This is a genomic window from Novosphingobium sp. NDB2Meth1, assembly GCF_900117425.1.
Taxonomy (GTDB): Bacteria; Pseudomonadota; Alphaproteobacteria; order Sphingomonadales; family Sphingomonadaceae; genus Novosphingobium.
The window spans coordinates 844,435-858,888 of record NZ_FPEH01000011.1 but is presented as its reverse complement, the minus strand read 5'-3'; the positions used below and the strand labels follow the sequence as shown (position 1 = coordinate 858,888).

Below are 14,454 nucleotides of genomic sequence, written 5' to 3'. Positions count from 1 at the left end.
GGGTGTGCAGGAAAAGAGAAGAACCCCTCCGACCTGCCTGACGGCAGGCCACCTCCCCATTTGCACTTCGTGAAAATGGGGAGGATCTTCCTTTCCTCTCCATTTTTCCCGCAGGGACAAATGGGGAGGTGGGCCGCCGAAGGCGGGTCGGAGGGGTACTTCAGCTCTCCGCGAACACGAATGGTTCGGGCGTCTTGCGGTAATCGTCGGGCAGGATCTCGCGGCCCAGCGGCGGTTCGGCGCGCGCGGTGCAGGTGGCGCGGTTGCAGAGGCGGCAGGTGACGCCGATGGGAGTGGCCGCCGGTTGTTCTCCGCGCGCGTAGATCAGCTTGGGCGCGTGTTCGGCGGTGCAGCCGAGCGCAATCGCGCGCAGCACGGCGGGCTTGCCATGCGCGCCGCCGCCCGAGGTGACACTGCGCGCGACGCTGAAGAAACGCTCGCCGTTTGGCAGTTCGAGCCACTGGGTGAGCACTTCGCCGGGACGCCGGAAGCAATCGTGGAGCGTCCACAGCGGGCAGCCGCCACCGTGCGCGGCAAAGGGGAAGCCCGCACCGTCGAGCCGCTTGGAGACGTTGCCCGCTGCATCGACGCGGATGAAGAAGAACGGCACGCGCTCCTGCCCGGGGCGATTGAGCGTGGTGAGGCGGTGCGCGACTTGCTCGAAGCTGGCGCCAAACTGGCCTGAAAGCGCTTCGATATCGTAGGCGCGCGCCTCCACCGCGCGGGCGAAGCGATCGTAGGGCATGATGAGCGCGGCGGCGCCATAGGCGGCGAGCGCGCGGCGGACGAGCTGCGCGGCGGTCTCGCTCGAGAAGCTGGCGCCGCGCACCATGGCGGCGATCTCGCTCCGGAGTGCGGTGTAGGCGATGTGGAGCGCCATCTGCCAGCGGCGCGCCTGCGGCCCCAGCGTCTCGTCGATCAGCAACTGCTCGGCGTGGCGATCATAGCGGCGCAGCGCGTCCATCATGATCTCGGCGGGCATCAGGCGCACGCGCAGGCCTTGGCTGCGCAGGTATTCGGCAAGGCCGCCTTCCTGCAGGCCGCCGAGCTTCTCGATCTCTTCGGCCAGCGCCTCGGCCTTGCTGTCGAGCGCGGGGAAGTAGTTGCGGCGCTGGGCGACGAAGCGGCGGGCTTCGGCGAGGGGATCGGCCTCGGTGCTGGCACCGCCGCGCAAGCCTGCGAGCGCCTGCTGTTCGCGCATATAGGCGGTGTGGAGGCGCAGCATGGCCTCGGTCACGCCGGGGTAGCTGGTGGCGACGTCGGCCACTTCCAGCGCAGGCAGGTCGATCTCGGCGAAGATTGGGTCCTTCAGCACGTCGGACAGGCGGCGGGCGTAGTCGTCGCGCTCGTCGGCGGCGAGTTCGCTGACATCAAGCTTGTAGGCCTTGGCGAGTCGCAGCAGCAGATCCGCCGTCAGCGGGCGCTGGTTGCGCTCGAGCAGTGCGATGTAGCTGGGCGAGATCGCAAGGTCTTCCGCCATCACGGCTTGGGTGAGGCCGAGTTCGCGGCGCAGGCGTTTGAGGCGGGGGCCGAGGTAGAGCGGGCGCGATTCCATGAGATATCCGTCGTCTGTGCAGGCTGCACAACTTTACAAGCATATTCTGTAAAGTTTGACAACATGACCGCGCTGCGGGTTTCGTGTGTGCTTTTGCGGGTCTAGCCGGGGCTCACAAGCCTACCCCCAACAGGAAGCGAGACCCATGACCTATTCGCAGACCATCAACGAAGCCGCCAAGGCGATCGCGCCCTATGGCAAGCCCTGGGATGGGATCGACGCCGCCTCGGTGGCGCGCATGCGTCTGCAGAACCGCTTCCAGACCGGGCTCGACATCGCGCGCTACACCGCCAAGATCATGCGCGCCGACATGGCCGCCTACGATGCGGACCCGGCGAAGTACACGCAGTCGCTCGGCTGCTGGCACGGCTTCATCGGCCAGCAGAAGATGATCTCCATCAAGAAGCACTTCGGCACGACCAAGGGCCGTTATCTTTACCTCTCGGGCTGGATGGTCGCCGCGCTGCGCAGCGAGTTCGGACCGCTGCCCGACCAGTCGATGCACGAGAAGACCAGCGTTCCGGCGCTGATCGAGGAACTCTACACCTTCCTGCGCCAGGCCGATGCGCGCGAACTGGGCATGCTGTTCCGCGAGCTCGATGCCGCGAAGGCTGCGGGCGACGCGGTCGGCGTCCACCGCCTGCTGCACAAGATCGACGAGTACGAAACCCACATCGTGCCGATCATCGCCGATATCGACGCCGGGTTCGGCAATGCCGAGGCGACCTACCTGCTCGCCAAGAAGTTCATCGAGGCGGGCGCCTGCTGCATCCAGATCGAAAACCAGGTCTCGGACGAAAAGCAGTGCGGCCACCAGGACGGCAAGGTCACCGTGCCGCACGAGGACTTCCTCGCGAAGATCCGCGCTGTCCGCTACGCGTTCATGGAACTCGGCGTCGAAGACGGCGTGATCGTGGCGCGCACCGACAGCCTCGGCGCGGGTCTCACCAAGCAGATCGCCTATGTGAAGGAGCCGGGCGACCTCGGTGATCAGTACAACGCGTTCCTCGATTGCGAGGAAGTCGATGCGGGCAATCTCGGCCACGGCGACGTGCTGATCAGCCGCGACGGGAAGCTGCTGCGCCCCAAGCGCCTGCCTTCGAACCTCTACCAGTTCCGCCCCGGCACCGGTGAGGACCGCTGCGTGCTCGATTGCATCACGAGCCTGCAGAACGGCGCCGACCTGCTCTGGATCGAGACCGAGAAGCCCCACATCGGCCAGATCGGCGGCATGGTGAACCGCATCCGCGAAGTGATCCCGAACGCCAAGCTGGTCTACAACAACTCGCCCAGCTTCAACTGGACGCTGAACTTCCGCCAGCAGGTGTTCGACGCCTGGACCGCTGAAGGCCGCGACATGAGCGCCTATGACCGCGCCAAGCTGATGAGCGTGGACTACGACGGCACCGAACTGGCCGACGAGGCCGACGAGCGCATCCGCACCTTCCAGCGCGATGCGGCGCGCGAGGCGGGCATCTTCCACCACCTCATCACGCTGCCGACTTACCACACCGCTGCGCTCAGCACCGACAATCTGGCCAAGGAATACTTCGGCGAGGCGGGCATGCTGGGCTACGTCAAGAACGTCCAGCGCGCGGAAATCCGCCAGGGCATCGCCTGCGTGAAGCACCAGAACATGGCCGGCTCGGACATCGGCGACGACCACAAGGAATACTTCGCCGGCGAAGCGGCCCTGAAGGCGGGCGGCGCGCACAACACCATGAACCAGTTCGCCGCTTAAGGTTAGAGAGAGGAGCAACGACAATGGCTGAACCGACGCGGGCCCGTGCGGTCCTTTCCACCGAAGACTTCAAGCTTATCCGCGAGGCAGTGCTGCACTACCTCAAGGTGATCGAGGACCAGCCGGAATCGGTGAAGTTCTCGCACCTCTACCACCGGCTCGGGAGCGCCATGGGCCGCTGAGGCCCTCTCTGCGCCCCACACGCAACTTTCCTGGGGAGGAAAGCTGGCCCGCCGTGCGACACGATCGCGCGGCGGGCCTTTTTGCTCGCGATGAAGTTCAGCTTTGGCGGCCCCAATCCCAAGTCTCTGTCTATTGTCTATCAATTCAGTAGATATAGTGCTCCGACTCAGGAGCCACTGCCGATGAAATCCGCCCTCATCATCCGCCATGTCCCGCGCGAAGGCGTCGCGGGCTTTCGCGCGCCGATCGAGGCGGCGGGCTATGTGATCGACCGCGTGGACGTGGATGATCAGGATTTCCATGCGCTTGATCTCGTCTCGCCCGATCTGGTGGTGATGATGGGCGGGCCTATGGGGGTCTACGAGCGCGAGGCGCATCCGTGGATTTCGTGCCAGCTGAAGCTGCTGGCGCGGCGGCTCGCGGCGGATCGGCCGACGCTCGGCGTGTGCTTCGGCGCGCAGATGATCGCGGCAGCGCTGGGGGCCGAGGTCTATGCCGGGCCGGTGAAGGAAATCGGCTTCGGTCCGGTCACGATCCACGACACGGCAGGGCCGCTGCGCCATCTCGCGGACGTGCCCGTGCTGCACTGGCATGGCGATACGTTCACCCTGCCCGAGGGCGCGGAGCTGTTGGCCTCAAGTTCGCTCTATCAGCATCAGGCGTTCCGAAAGGGCCGCAATGTGCTGGCGCTGCAGTTCCATGCCGAGATGGGCGAGGACGAGCGCTTCGAGGACTGGATCGTGCAGGACTTCGACTACCTGACTGCAGCGGGTCGCTGCGCCGGCGAATTGCGTGAAGCGCATGCCGCGCATGGACCGGGCGCGGTTGCGGCGGGCCGCGCGATGATCGCGGATTGGCTGGCTGGGCTGGAGAGCTAGAGGCTCTCGCGCCACCTGCTCAGCCGCGCGACGGCGTCCTCCAGCATCGCGGGCGGCTTGCAGTGGCAGAGGCGCAGGATGGTTGTCGGTCCGCCTTCTCCCTCCCACAGCGCCGAGAGCGGGATCGAGGCCACACCGGCCTCGCGCACAGCGCGTTCGCTGAAGGTGCGATCATCGAGCGCGATGCCGCTGGCAGGGAGGTCGACGCAGGCGAACCAGGTCGCCACGCTGTCGAGCACCTTGAATCCTGCAGCCGCAAGGCCATCCATCAGCACGCGGCGCGAGGCGGCCCATTCCGCATGGAGCGTCCGCGTGATCGCCGGATCGGCAAGGCCTTCGGCGGCAGCCCATTGCAGCATCGGCGGGGTGGTGAAGGTGAGGAACTGGTGCGCTTTGCCCAGCACCGTCGCGAGTGCTGCATCGGCGACCATCCAGCCGACTTTCCACCCCGTCGCGCCGAAGATCTTGCCTGCCGAGCCGATCTTGATCGTGCGCTTCGCCATGCCCGGCTGCGCCAGCAGCGAGCGTTGCGGCCGGCCATCAAAGCGGACGGCTTCCCACACCTCGTCGCAGATCGCGACAAGATCGTGCTCGCAGGCAATCCGGGCGAGGAGCGCGAGTTCCTCCGCGCTGGCGACCGATCCGGTCGGGTTGAGCGGATCGTTCAAGATCAGCGCGCGGGTACGTGGGGTGATCGCGGCACGGATCGCGGCGTCGTCATAACCCCACGCAGGCGGGGCGAGGGGCACGAACACCGGCACCCCGCCTGCGCGGCGCACCAGCGGCGCATAGGCATCATAGGCGGGGGAGAACAGCAGCACTTCATCGCCAGTGCCGACCACGGCGAGGATCGCGGCGGCGATGGCTTCGGTGGCGCCCGAGGTGACGACGACCTGCTCACGAGTGAGATCCAGCCCCTGCTCACGCCTATAGAAGGCGGCGACCGCATCTCGCAGTTCGGGCACGCCCATGCTTGGCGGGTATTGCTGCGAGCGCGTTTCCATTGCGCGCACGGCAGCGGCGGTCAGTGCCGCGGGCGGCGGCGTATCGGGAAAGCCCTGGCCCAGATTGATCGCGCCGAGGCTGCGGGCGAGGCCCGACATATGCTCGAACACGGTGACGGGCATCTCGGCGTAGATCGGATTGAGCTGCAGGTTGGTCATCACCTTGCCACGCTAGCTGATATAAGACAAGACAGGCTGGAGTGGCCGTAAGCCGGGATTTCTCGGGACATCTCGGCACTCCGTGGGATGAAACGCCCCAAAAATCGGCGTCTTCACGGTTTGAGGCCAAAATCGCGCCGGCAACGAGACTGTCTAGAGCGATTTCGATTTAGACGATAATCGAGGCCTCTACAACGGTTCTAAGAGGGCACTGAGAGGATCCTTAGATGGTGCTCAAAAGGCCCTGAAACCGGGCGCTTCAGCTGATCCGGCAAGTTCCGCGGCGCCGACGCCCCCAAAAACACATGTGGACGCGCGTGTCGCAGTTTAATGAACCGCAAAATGCCCGGAAATCGGAGACTTTGCGAGGTCGGGGCAATCTCAGGCCACTGCGAACTGCGACAAAATTCCTGCCCGCTCATGGCACCATATGCTGGCCGCTGCCGCAGTCGACAGACCCAAGGCTGGCGGCATGATGATCGCCGTCATGCATGAACCGGCGATAGTCGACAATGCGTACCCATGTCCCCTTCATTGGGAACTGGTGATCGCCGAGCAGATTGCAGATGTACTCAGCGTATCCGAAGCGAGGTGACCCGTCGTCCTTCACGCCGATCAGCCACTGCACTGGCTCGTTCGGCTGATAGACCAGGTCGATGACCTTCTTTTCCGCTCTAATTGCTGCCTCTGCGCCTTCGACATCTGGCGCCGGCACCGATGGAGACGGGGCAACACTTTCAGCAGAGGAGGTGTCTGTTGGGCCCGTCTCTGCTGGTGCCCGCGAAGATGACTGGCCGCAGGATGCCAGCCCCAACGCGAGGCCAGAAAGCCAGAAAGGCAGAAATCTGGATCGCATCAGAGCCTCCGAACAACGGCGACGACGCGCCCTATGATGTGGAGCTCGCCGTCAACGGCGACATCGGGCGGGACGGCCGCGTTGTCGCTCAATATCTCAACCGCGCCGCTGGCGCGAGGGCGCAGGCGCTTGACCTGGGCAATATCGCCGATGGTGACCGCCCAGATGGCATCGGCAGAGCGCAGCGACGTCTGAGAGCGATCGATCAAGATCACTTCCCCGCTCCGGATCGTCGGCTCCATCGAGTCGCCATCGCCCAGCGTCCAGAAAAGCTGCTCGGGCGCGGCCCGGGTGAAGTTGCGCAGCCAAGAGCGGGAGAACACCCTCTTCTCGCTCTCCACGGGGCCGTCGAGGTAGGTCGCTCCCATGCCGAAGCGTAGATCAACCTGATCGATCTCGACCAAGTCGGCATCTAGGTCAGCATCGCGATCTGTTAGAGGCCGATCTCGCTGAAGCGAGCCCGTGCCGACCTCGTCCGGCGGAAGAGACGAATTGGGGTCTCGCAAAGACGATCCGGGCATCAGCCCATACTGGTCGACAATATCACTAGGCAGGAAGTAGCGTCCGGTCCTGCTGCCTCTGCCAGTCAAAAGCCAGGAAATTTCAACACCCAACGCGTCGGCAATAAGGACCGCTTTGTCCGCGCCAGGCGTCTTCGCGCCTTTCCCGTAGTCGCTGAGCATACTGGTTGAGATGCCGGTTGCATCACTCAGCCACTGATACGTCCGCCCGCCAAGGGCGTCGCGCAAGCGATATCCGATGCCTTCCACTAAAGTGGCTTGCATCCTCTTTTGTGGCGATATATCCCCTATAGAGGATTCATCGAACGTCGAGCGCTTAACCATGGCAACAACACGGGTTCACAAAGAAGACGTCAAAGCGGCGCTCCGCAAAAAATACGGCTCTGTGGAAGCCGCGCAGGCCGCGATGGGGTTCGCTGGCACGCAGCTTCGCGACCTCTTGAGAGGAAGAACGAGCCGCAACGTTCATGCGGCTGTGGCCAAGGAGTTGGGCATCGATCCTGCTCACCTTGTGATCACTACCGGCGTTATCCACAAAAGTGGAGACAAAAACCGTCAATCCAGTTTGCGCTCCGATCGGAGCGTAGCGGCATGAGCGGGGCGAAAGATGGCGGCAGCCTCTTCGCTGCAATCGGCAAGCTTCGCTTCGTCGAGGATCATGGCTTTGCCGATCCCGAAGGGGCGCGGATCGTTGCACGACGGCGCAAGCTAGTCTGGGACCATGCCATCCGGCAGGCGGCTCCCAGCAAATTCTTCGATGTACATATCGAGAAAGATGGACGCCCGCGGGTGCTTGCGGGCGAGCAGGCGCCGACGCTCTCGCGCTATCACCACGGTATCATCGCCCAGTGTGCGATTGAGCGTATCGCCTGCGATGACGTGAGCCATCACGAACTGATGCAGGGCCTCAAGTCGATCCTTGAGTTCGTCGAACTGGTCCTGGCTGATTTCGGCCATGATGGCGTCTCCGCTGTTGATGCTGACGGCGATGGTACCTGCGAAGCGCAGGTCCCGCATCGTTTTGATGGGGGCGCGAAATGAACAGCGCCGCCGAACAGGGCGCAGTGCTGCGCCTGCCTACTGACCAGATCGACCCCGATGGCCTTGAGCGGATCGGGTTCTTCTATCCCGCCGAAGCGGAGGCGCTGGCGGATGTGATCGCCAGCGACGGGCAGCAGGAGCCGATCATGATCGCGCCGCCGGCGCCGCGCGCAAAGGACCGGCGCTATCGCCTGGTCTATGGCCGGCACCGGCTTGCGGCCTGCGCCGCGCTGGGCGTCGAAGTGCTGGCGCGCGTGGTTTCGGGCAGCAACGACGAACTGCTGCGCATGCAGACGGCGGAGCAGATCGACCGGCGCGATATGACCGTGCTGGAGCGCGCGGCGTTCGTTGGCCGGCGCGCTGAAATTGTGCGGGAGCGGGCACTCAAGGCGGCTGGCGTCGAGAGTGACAAGGCGCTGGGCACGCTTTGGACAAATTTGTCCAAAGCGTCGAAGGTCGAACTCACGCCCGCGCAGGAGGCACTCCTCGCCAAGGCTCCCAAGTCGGAGCAAGTTGCCCCTCCGACCAGCCCGCAGCCGCCGAAAGAGGAAGTCGCTGCCGATGTCTCGGCAGTTGGCGGGCACTACGGCTGGCGCGCCGAAGTCGCCGAGGAATTTGGCCTGCACTTCAAGAAGATGGACCGTCTCCTCACCATCTATCGCGCGCTGATCAAGCCGTTCCGCGCGGAGGTCGAGGCGATCGCGCATTGCCGCATCGCCTCCAACGCCGACGCCCTGCTGCAGCTCGCCGCCAAGAACGAGCCGGTGCGGCAGGCGGCGCTCAAGTGGCTGGCGCAGAACCCCGAGGCGAAGACGGCGGAGGAAGCGCTTGTCGCGCTCGGCTTCTCGACATCCAAGGGCCTGCGCGCGGCGGATCAGCTGGAAGGCGAGAGCAAGCTGCTCACCCGCGCCACCAGCAATCTGGAGCGGCTCACGCCCTCGACCTGGATCAGCTTCGCGCCTTCGCTGGCCGGGATGATCAAGCCTTCGGCGCTGTCAGCGGTCCGTGATGCGATCGACGCGCGGATCGCCGAGATCGAGGGGAAGCGGTGATGCGCGGTGCCCCCCGCGGCTGCGCGGCGCAATCGCGCGGCGCCGGCGAGTTCCACCGCGGCCTTACGCCGAATGAACTGGCGATCATGGATCGGTGGGATGCCGGCATGCCGATCGCCAGGATCGCGCGCGAGCTGGGCAAGCCGGTCGACCGGGTGCGCAACCTGATCATCTACTACGACGGCGCCGCCGATCAGCGCACAAGCGACCGGAAAACTGCCGCCGCCAGCGCGCAACTGCTCCGCGCCATCCAGCAGGAGCGTGCGGCATGATGGGGCTCACCGAACAGCAGGCAGCGCTGCTGCGCTTCATCGCCGGTTATCAGGCCGCTCACGGCGGCGTTTCGCCGACGATGCAGGAGTGCGCGCGCGGCATCGGTTGCCGATCCAAGTCGGCCATCGTCGCCCTGCTCGACCGCATGGAAGAGCGCGGCGCGATCAGCCGCCTGCGGTACCGCGACCGCGCGATCAAGCTGCTTACGCCTGTCACAGTTCCCTCGATCAACGGAACGCCACTCTACGCAGCGCCGATGGTCGGACAGCGGGCGATGCTCTTCAGTGGGGAGCGCGTCTGATGGTCGCACTGAGCTTCAAGGCGCAGTTCGCGCCGCCAATCGTGGCCGGGATCAAGCGCCAGACGGTGCGCGCGGGCCGGAAGCGTCCGCCGCGCGCTGGCGAGCGGCTGCAGCTCTACACCGGCATGCGCACCAAGCACTGCCGCAAGATCATCCCGGACCCGATCTGCACCGAGGTCTCGCTGATCGTGATCGAGGTCGATGCCAATCATCCCGATCGGATCGCCTCGATCAATGTAGGCGGAGATTACCTACTCAATGACCGCGCGATCGAGCGCTTCGCCATTGCCGACGGTTTCACCGGGCACGGCGAGATCAGCGCGCGCCGGGCGATGGGCAACTTCTGGATGCGTCACCACGGCCCGGGCCAGTTCATCGGGCACGTTATCCGCTGGGAGCCGAACTGATGGCCCAATCCCGTTCAACATCCCTTGCCGACAAACTCCGCCACCACCGCAAGGTTATGGAACTGGCGCTCGAGCTGCGCGTCACGCCGCGCGAGGCCGAGGCCGTGCTGCAGCAGCGCGCCGCGCGCGCCCGCTGGGAAGAGGCGAACCGCCGCCTGCAGGCGCGCATGAATGCTCCGGTCATTCCCGCTTCGTTGCTCGAAGAGGGCGAGCCGCTGGCGCTCTGGTACAAGCAGGGGAGCATGGCCTGATGCGCGAGGCTCGCGAAGCGCTGGCGCGCGCGATTGACGCGCTGACCTATGACCAGATCGAGCGGTACCCGCTGCATCTGATCCTTGAAGACGACGGCTCGCTGCGGCCGGCAGGTCCGGTCCAGTCGGGCAAGGAAATCCCGCTGCTGGATCGCAGCATCGCGCACGATCTGATCCGGATCGAGAAGTCGCTTGCGGCGCAGCAGCCTACCCTGCTCAGCGCAATCGCACACTCGATCGACGAGGCCTTGCTGGCGATCGCCGAAGCCCAGCGCGTGCTGGGGGAGGCGATGCGGTGAACCTGCGGCCCGCACCTTTCGCGCTTACGCCGCGCGCCGTCGCGGCGCTGATCGGCGATGCGCCGGGAACGGGCACCGTGCCCGTTCTGCCGGTGCGCCTGGTCGACCGTCCGCGCCGCTCCGAAGATCCGCGCCTCGCGCGGGCGAATGATGATGGGGGCGCGCGTGGCTGAGACGACCGCAATCGAGTGGACAGACGCGACCATCAATTTCTGGTGGGGCTGCTCCAAGGTCAGCCTCGGCTGCGAGCATTGCTACGCCGAGGCATGGGCAAAGCGGGTCGGCGAGCAGCTCTTCGGCGTCGGTGTGCCCCGCCGGAAGGTCAAGTCTGCATGGACTGCCCTTCGGAAGCTGCACCACAATGCGCCGGCGTTCGACCAGCAGCATGGCCGTCGGCGCCGCGTCTTCCTGCAGAGCATGTCGGACCTCTTTGACAAGGAGGTTCCGGAGGAGTGGTTTGACGAGGCTTGGGGCGGCGTCACTTTCGCGCATGGGGTTGATATCCAGATCGTCACCAAGCGCGTCTCCTATGTCGAGAAGCGGCTCGATGGCCGTGAGTGGCCAAAGCATGCCGGACTGATCATCAGCGTCGTCAATCAGGACGAGGCTGACCGCGATATCCCGCGTCTGATCGATCTCAAGGCCAGGCTCGGCATTCCGTGGATCGGGCTGAGCATGGAGCCGCTGCTCGGCGCGGTCGTGCTTAGGCCCGAATGGCTCGCCGCTCTCGACTGGGTCATTGTCGGCGGGGAAAGCGGTCCTCACGCTCGCCCGATGCACCCGGATTGGGTGATCAGCCTCCGTGACCAGTGCGAGGCGGCGGGAGTCCCGTTCTTTTTCAAGCAATGGGGCGAATGGCTTCCGGTTCACGTCGACAACGACGTCCGCTGGTCCGGCATTGAGTTCCGCAAGGTTGGCAAGAAGGCAGCCGGACGCCGCCTGCACGGCCAAGAGCACAACGGATTCCCGCTGTGACAGACCGCATCGAAGCCCTGCGCCAGGCGGCGCGCGCGGAGGCCGCACAGCACTCCGACCGGGTCGCAAAGGCCATGATGATCGGCGGCGATACCCGGCCCGTACCGCACGGGCGCGCCGCAGCTGCTTACGGCGAAACGGCCTGCCCGCGCTGCGGCACGCGCAGCGGAGTCGGCTGCGCGCATCGCCCTGCAGGCGATACCTCGACGAAGCTGACGTCGTTCATCCGCAGGAGCGGCCTCGCATGACGCCCGCCCTCAACTGGCAGCCGATCGACGACGGCGCCCGCGCGGGCCGCAGCGTGCTGCTGCGCGCCGGGCAGAAGATGGCGCTGGGCCGGTGGAACGGCAAAGCCTTCGTCTACCCGGCGACCGCCGGCATGCGCGTCGATTTCGAGCCGGTGGCCTACTACGACCCTTCGAGCCGCAGCGCGGGGGCATTCCATGCCTAAGGCGCGCGCTCACCCCGGCCAGTTGGCGTTTGACCTCGACGCGCCCGCCATGGCGACCGGCCCGGCCGCGCTGGCGGGGCTTGAGGCGCGCATCTGCGCCACGGTGGGCGTGATCCTGGCGAGCTGCGGTCGCCCACGCGAAGTGATCGCAGCCGAAATGACCGTGCTGCTGGGCGACGAAGTGACCAAGGCGATGCTGGACGCCTACGCCAGCCCGGCACGCACTGAGCACAAGGTGCCGATGAGCCGCTTTTTCGGGCTGATCGCGGTGACCGCGCGGCTCGACCTGATGGACCCGCTCGTGCGCGAGATCGGCGGCTCGCTGCTCATCGGGCCGGAAGTCCACACCGCGCGGCTGGGCCATCTGCGCCAGCAGCAGCGCGCAATCCAGAATGAAATCAAGGCGCTCGAACAGACAGCGCCGCTAATCCGCGGGAGCCGGAACGGGTGAGTGCAGCCAAGATCATCTACCCGGAGCAGTTTGGCCACCAGGATGCAGAGCCGACAGGCTGGTTCACGGTGGTGGAGCTGGCCGATCTGCGCCTGCCCGGGTTGCCTGCCGACAAGCGGTCGCTGCAGCGCCGCGCGGCGGATGAGCGCTGGATGGAGCGGCGGGCGCTCGACGGCGAGCTTCTTTCGCGCAAGCGCCCTGGGCGCGGCGGGCCGGTGGAGTTCCATGTCGCGCTGCTGCCGGTAGCCGCACGGCAGGAACTGGTCCGCCGGGGCTTCTGCAGCGACGCGATGGCGGCAGCGGAAGAGGCATCCGAAACCGAGCAGCTCTGGCAGTGGTTCGGCGCGCAGCCGGACAAGGTGAAAAACGAGGCCAAGAGCCGCCTTGAGGCAGTGAGCGCGGTGCTGCTGATGACCGAAACGCTGCAGGTGGGCAAGAATGCCGCCGTGCGCGCGGTCGCGGACAAGAACGGGATCAGCCCGGCCACGCTGTGGAGCTGGATCAAGGCCGTAGGCACTGCAGATCGGAAGGACTGGCTGCCGCTGCTGGCGCCCAAGCGCAAGGGTGGCGGCAAGGTTGCCGAGATCCCGGAGGAACTGTGGCAGCTATACAAGTCGGACTGGCTGCGGCTTTCCGCGCCGCCGGCTGCAGCGAGCTATGACGTGGTGCGGCGACGTGCCAAGACGCTCGGCATCGCAGTGCCGCATATCAAGGCATTCCAGCGCCGCGTGGCGCGCGAGATCGACCCCTATGTCGTGATCCTGATGCGGCAGGGCGCCACTGCGCTGGAGCGGCATGTGCCCTCGATCCGCCGCACGGTCGACGATATCGACGTGATGGAATGGGTGAACATCGACGGCCATGTCTTCGATGTGGAAGTGGAGCATCCGGATACGGGCAAACCGATCCGCCCGACACTGGTAGGCATCCAGGACATCCGCAGCTCGAAGATCCTCGCGTGGCGCGTGGGCGTCAGCGAGAGCGTCGCCACCGTGCGGCTCGTGTTCGCCGATCTGATCCGCGACTGGGGCATCCCCAAGGACATCATCCTCGACAATGGCCGGGGCTTTGCCGCCAAGTGGCTGACAGGTGGCGCGCTGACCCGGTACCGGTTCAAGATCAAGCCCGAGGACCCGCAGGGGCTGCTGGTTGCGCTGGGCGTCAACATCCACTGGGCGACGCCGTTCCATGGGCAGTCCAAGCCGATCGAGCGCGCATGGGGAGACCTGTGCAACTACATCGCCAAGAGCGCCGAACTGGACGGCGCCTATACGGGCAACTCCCCGGTCAACAAGCCCGAGAACCGGGGCACCCGCGCGATCGACTGGGATGAGTTCTGCGCGCTGGTCGACCGCGAGATCCGTGAGCACAACGCGCGCGAGGGCCGCACCGGGCGGGATTATGCCGGGCGCAGCTTTGACCAGGTATTTGCCGAAGGGCTGGCGCGGACGATCGTCACCAAGCCGAGCCGACAGCAGCTGCGCGATGCGCTGCTGGCTGTGGAGCGCAAGCGGGGCGACGCCCAGAGCGGCGAAATCCGGCTGCTGGGCAACCGCTACTGGTCGCTCGAATGCCGTGAGATCGCCGGCAAGTATGTGACGGTGCGGTTCGATCCCGACGATCTCCACACCGAAGTCCACGTCTACAACGATAGCGGCGCCTATCTGTTCACGGCGCCGGTGCTCGAGGACCACGGGTTCAAGGATCAGGCCGGGGCAACGGTTGTCTCCAAGCGCCGCAGCCATGTCCGCAAGATGGCGCGCCAGTATGCCGAAGCGGCTGACCTGGTTGATCCGGCCGAGATCGCGCGGATCAAGTCCGGCGTGCGCGCCGCGCCCGAGCCCGAACTGCCGGCGCCGGCCGCCGTGCGCATCCATCCATCGCGCCAGAGCGTGGCCGCTGTCGCCGCGCCGGAGCCCGCGCCGCCATCCGCGCGGGCGCGCAACCGCCTTTTCGCCGCACTCGGGAAGCCGAGGCTGGTGGAATGAAAAGGTGCGCGGGGTCTGCCTGGTAAACCGGCCCCGCGCACCCGTCCCTTGAGAAGAGACAGGAGCAT

21 protein-coding genes are annotated in these 14,454 nt (G+C 65.8%); 17 read left to right on the top strand and 4 right to left on the bottom strand.

Annotation, left to right across the window (positions count from 1 at the left end):
* Positions 1–160: 160 nt before the first annotated feature.
* Complete coding sequence (locus NDB2M1_RS04465) at positions 161–1,555, bottom strand: helix-turn-helix domain-containing protein (RefSeq protein WP_072379852.1); 1,395 nt, start codon at positions 1,553–1,555, stop codon at positions 161–163.
* Between the two features lie 145 nt (positions 1,556–1,700).
* Between NDB2M1_RS04465 and NDB2M1_RS04460 the strand changes: the two genes are divergently transcribed.
* The 3 genes from NDB2M1_RS04460 (at position 1,701) to NDB2M1_RS04455 (ending at position 4,357) form a co-directional block, all read left to right on the top strand.
* On the top strand, positions 1,701–3,296 hold the full coding sequence (locus NDB2M1_RS04460) for an isocitrate lyase (RefSeq protein ID WP_072379850.1): 1,596 nt from the start codon (positions 1,701–1,703) through the stop codon (positions 3,294–3,296).
* Between the two features lie 23 nt (positions 3,297–3,319).
* Positions 3,320–3,478 (top strand): hypothetical protein, encoded by a 159-nt coding sequence (locus NDB2M1_RS22585; RefSeq protein WP_169793754.1) that lies wholly within the window; start codon positions 3,320–3,322, stop codon positions 3,476–3,478.
* 183 nt (positions 3,479–3,661) lie between these two features.
* Positions 3,662–4,357: a glutamine amidotransferase gene (locus NDB2M1_RS04455; RefSeq protein WP_054120711.1), complete on the top strand. Its 696-nt coding sequence runs from the start codon at positions 3,662–3,664 to the stop codon at positions 4,355–4,357.
* Here the strand turns inward: NDB2M1_RS04455 and NDB2M1_RS04450 are convergent.
* The 3 genes from NDB2M1_RS04450 to NDB2M1_RS21700 form a co-directional block, all read right to left on the bottom strand.
* Positions 4,354–5,520, bottom strand: coding sequence for an aminotransferase (locus NDB2M1_RS04450; RefSeq protein WP_072379848.1), 1,167 nt, complete (start codon positions 5,518–5,520; stop codon positions 4,354–4,356). The genes NDB2M1_RS04455 and NDB2M1_RS04450 overlap by 4 nt on opposite strands.
* Before the next feature lie 418 nt (positions 5,521–5,938).
* A complete protein-coding gene (locus NDB2M1_RS04445) occupies positions 5,939–6,235 on the bottom strand; it encodes a hypothetical protein (RefSeq protein ID WP_072379845.1) in 297 nt (98 codons plus the stop codon).
* 140 nt (positions 6,236–6,375) lie between these two features.
* Positions 6,376–7,221, bottom strand: a complete 846-nt coding sequence (locus tag NDB2M1_RS21700; RefSeq protein ID WP_083554645.1) for an XRE family transcriptional regulator — start codon at positions 7,219–7,221, stop codon at positions 6,376–6,378.
* Here NDB2M1_RS21700 and NDB2M1_RS04430 point away from each other — a divergent pair.
* The 14 genes from NDB2M1_RS04430 to NDB2M1_RS04370 are packed head-to-tail and all read left to right on the top strand — an operon-like array spanning position 7,220 to position 14,386.
* On the top strand, positions 7,220–7,492 hold the full coding sequence (locus tag NDB2M1_RS04430; protein WP_072379843.1) for a helix-turn-helix domain-containing protein: 273 nt from the start codon (positions 7,220–7,222) through the stop codon (positions 7,490–7,492). The two genes, NDB2M1_RS21700 and NDB2M1_RS04430, sit on opposite strands and share 2 nt — an antisense overlap.
* Positions 7,489–7,938, top strand: a complete 450-nt coding sequence (locus NDB2M1_RS04425; RefSeq protein ID WP_072379841.1) for a hypothetical protein — start codon at positions 7,489–7,491, stop codon at positions 7,936–7,938. Before NDB2M1_RS04430 ends, NDB2M1_RS04425 begins: the two co-directional genes overlap by 4 nt.
* Positions 7,935–8,990 (top strand): ParB N-terminal domain-containing protein, encoded by a 1,056-nt coding sequence (locus tag NDB2M1_RS04420; protein WP_072379839.1) that lies wholly within the window; start codon positions 7,935–7,937, stop codon positions 8,988–8,990. The genes NDB2M1_RS04425 and NDB2M1_RS04420 overlap by 4 nt, the downstream gene beginning before the upstream one ends.
* Positions 8,990–9,262: a hypothetical protein gene (locus NDB2M1_RS04415; RefSeq protein ID WP_072379837.1), complete on the top strand. Its 273-nt coding sequence runs from the start codon at positions 8,990–8,992 to the stop codon at positions 9,260–9,262. Before NDB2M1_RS04420 ends, NDB2M1_RS04415 begins: the two co-directional genes overlap by 1 nt.
* Positions 9,259–9,564 (top strand): LexA family protein, encoded by a 306-nt coding sequence (locus NDB2M1_RS04410; protein ID WP_072379835.1) that lies wholly within the window; start codon positions 9,259–9,261, stop codon positions 9,562–9,564. Before NDB2M1_RS04415 ends, NDB2M1_RS04410 begins: the two co-directional genes overlap by 4 nt.
* Positions 9,564–9,971 carry an ASCH domain-containing protein gene (locus tag NDB2M1_RS04405; protein WP_072379833.1) on the top strand — a complete coding sequence of 136 codons (408 nt, stop codon included), beginning with the start codon at positions 9,564–9,566 and terminating at the stop codon, positions 9,969–9,971. The genes NDB2M1_RS04410 and NDB2M1_RS04405 overlap by 1 nt, the downstream gene beginning before the upstream one ends.
* Positions 9,971–10,222, top strand: coding sequence for a hypothetical protein (locus tag NDB2M1_RS04400; protein WP_143146609.1), 252 nt, complete (start codon positions 9,971–9,973; stop codon positions 10,220–10,222). Before NDB2M1_RS04405 ends, NDB2M1_RS04400 begins: the two co-directional genes overlap by 1 nt.
* Positions 10,222–10,521 (top strand): hypothetical protein, encoded by a 300-nt coding sequence (locus tag NDB2M1_RS04395; RefSeq protein ID WP_072379829.1) that lies wholly within the window; start codon positions 10,222–10,224, stop codon positions 10,519–10,521. Before NDB2M1_RS04400 ends, NDB2M1_RS04395 begins: the two co-directional genes overlap by 1 nt.
* Complete coding sequence (locus NDB2M1_RS22580; RefSeq protein WP_171955317.1) at positions 10,518–10,694, top strand: hypothetical protein; 177 nt, start codon at positions 10,518–10,520, stop codon at positions 10,692–10,694. The genes NDB2M1_RS04395 and NDB2M1_RS22580 overlap by 4 nt, the downstream gene beginning before the upstream one ends.
* Positions 10,687–11,496, top strand: coding sequence for a DUF5131 family protein (locus NDB2M1_RS04390; RefSeq protein ID WP_072380133.1), 810 nt, complete (start codon positions 10,687–10,689; stop codon positions 11,494–11,496). The genes NDB2M1_RS22580 and NDB2M1_RS04390 overlap by 8 nt, the downstream gene beginning before the upstream one ends.
* Positions 11,493–11,744: a hypothetical protein gene (locus NDB2M1_RS04385; RefSeq protein ID WP_072379827.1), complete on the top strand. Its 252-nt coding sequence runs from the start codon at positions 11,493–11,495 to the stop codon at positions 11,742–11,744. Before NDB2M1_RS04390 ends, NDB2M1_RS04385 begins: the two co-directional genes overlap by 4 nt.
* Positions 11,741–11,947 carry a hypothetical protein gene (locus tag NDB2M1_RS04380; protein WP_072379825.1) on the top strand — a complete coding sequence of 69 codons (207 nt, stop codon included), beginning with the start codon at positions 11,741–11,743 and terminating at the stop codon, positions 11,945–11,947. Before NDB2M1_RS04385 ends, NDB2M1_RS04380 begins: the two co-directional genes overlap by 4 nt.
* On the top strand, positions 11,940–12,398 hold the full coding sequence (locus tag NDB2M1_RS04375) for a hypothetical protein (protein ID WP_143146608.1): 459 nt from the start codon (positions 11,940–11,942) through the stop codon (positions 12,396–12,398). Before NDB2M1_RS04380 ends, NDB2M1_RS04375 begins: the two co-directional genes overlap by 8 nt.
* A complete protein-coding gene (locus NDB2M1_RS04370; protein WP_072379821.1) occupies positions 12,395–14,386 on the top strand; it encodes a transposase domain-containing protein in 1,992 nt (663 codons plus the stop codon). The genes NDB2M1_RS04375 and NDB2M1_RS04370 overlap by 4 nt, the downstream gene beginning before the upstream one ends.
* The last annotated feature ends 68 nt before the right edge of the window (positions 14,387–14,454 follow it).

What these genes read in the sequence shown, in the direction of transcription:
- NDB2M1_RS04465 (WP_072379852.1), bottom strand. Translation starts at nt 1,555, where the DNA reads ATGGAATCGCGCCCGCTCTACCTCGGCCCCCGCCTCAAACGCCTGCGC.
- NDB2M1_RS04460 (WP_072379850.1), top strand. Translation starts at nt 1,701, where the DNA reads ATGACCTATTCGCAGACCATCAACGAAGCCGCCAAGGCGATCGCGCCC.
- NDB2M1_RS22585 (WP_169793754.1), top strand. Translation starts at nt 3,320, where the DNA reads ATGGCTGAACCGACGCGGGCCCGTGCGGTCCTTTCCACCGAAGACTTC.
- NDB2M1_RS04455 (WP_054120711.1), top strand. Translation starts at nt 3,662, where the DNA reads ATGAAATCCGCCCTCATCATCCGCCATGTCCCGCGCGAAGGCGTCGCG.
- NDB2M1_RS04450 (WP_072379848.1), bottom strand. Translation starts at nt 5,520, where the DNA reads ATGACCAACCTGCAGCTCAATCCGATCTACGCCGAGATGCCCGTCACC.
- NDB2M1_RS04430 (WP_072379843.1), top strand. Translation starts at nt 7,220, where the DNA reads ATGGCAACAACACGGGTTCACAAAGAAGACGTCAAAGCGGCGCTCCGC.
- NDB2M1_RS21700 (WP_083554645.1), bottom strand. Translation starts at nt 7,221, where the DNA reads ATGGTTAAGCGCTCGACGTTCGATGAATCCTCTATAGGGGATATATCG.
- NDB2M1_RS04425 (WP_072379841.1), top strand. Translation starts at nt 7,489, where the DNA reads ATGAGCGGGGCGAAAGATGGCGGCAGCCTCTTCGCTGCAATCGGCAAG.
- NDB2M1_RS04420 (WP_072379839.1), top strand. Translation starts at nt 7,935, where the DNA reads ATGAACAGCGCCGCCGAACAGGGCGCAGTGCTGCGCCTGCCTACTGAC.
- NDB2M1_RS04415 (WP_072379837.1), top strand. Translation starts at nt 8,990, where the DNA reads ATGCGCGGTGCCCCCCGCGGCTGCGCGGCGCAATCGCGCGGCGCCGGC.
- NDB2M1_RS04410 (WP_072379835.1), top strand. Translation starts at nt 9,259, where the DNA reads ATGATGGGGCTCACCGAACAGCAGGCAGCGCTGCTGCGCTTCATCGCC.
- NDB2M1_RS04405 (WP_072379833.1), top strand. Translation starts at nt 9,564, where the DNA reads ATGGTCGCACTGAGCTTCAAGGCGCAGTTCGCGCCGCCAATCGTGGCC.
- NDB2M1_RS04400 (WP_143146609.1), top strand. Translation starts at nt 9,971, where the DNA reads ATGGCCCAATCCCGTTCAACATCCCTTGCCGACAAACTCCGCCACCAC.
- NDB2M1_RS04395 (WP_072379829.1), top strand. Translation starts at nt 10,222, where the DNA reads ATGCGCGAGGCTCGCGAAGCGCTGGCGCGCGCGATTGACGCGCTGACC.
- NDB2M1_RS04380 (WP_072379825.1), top strand. Translation starts at nt 11,741, where the DNA reads ATGACGCCCGCCCTCAACTGGCAGCCGATCGACGACGGCGCCCGCGCG.
- NDB2M1_RS04375 (WP_143146608.1), top strand. Translation starts at nt 11,940, where the DNA reads ATGCCTAAGGCGCGCGCTCACCCCGGCCAGTTGGCGTTTGACCTCGAC.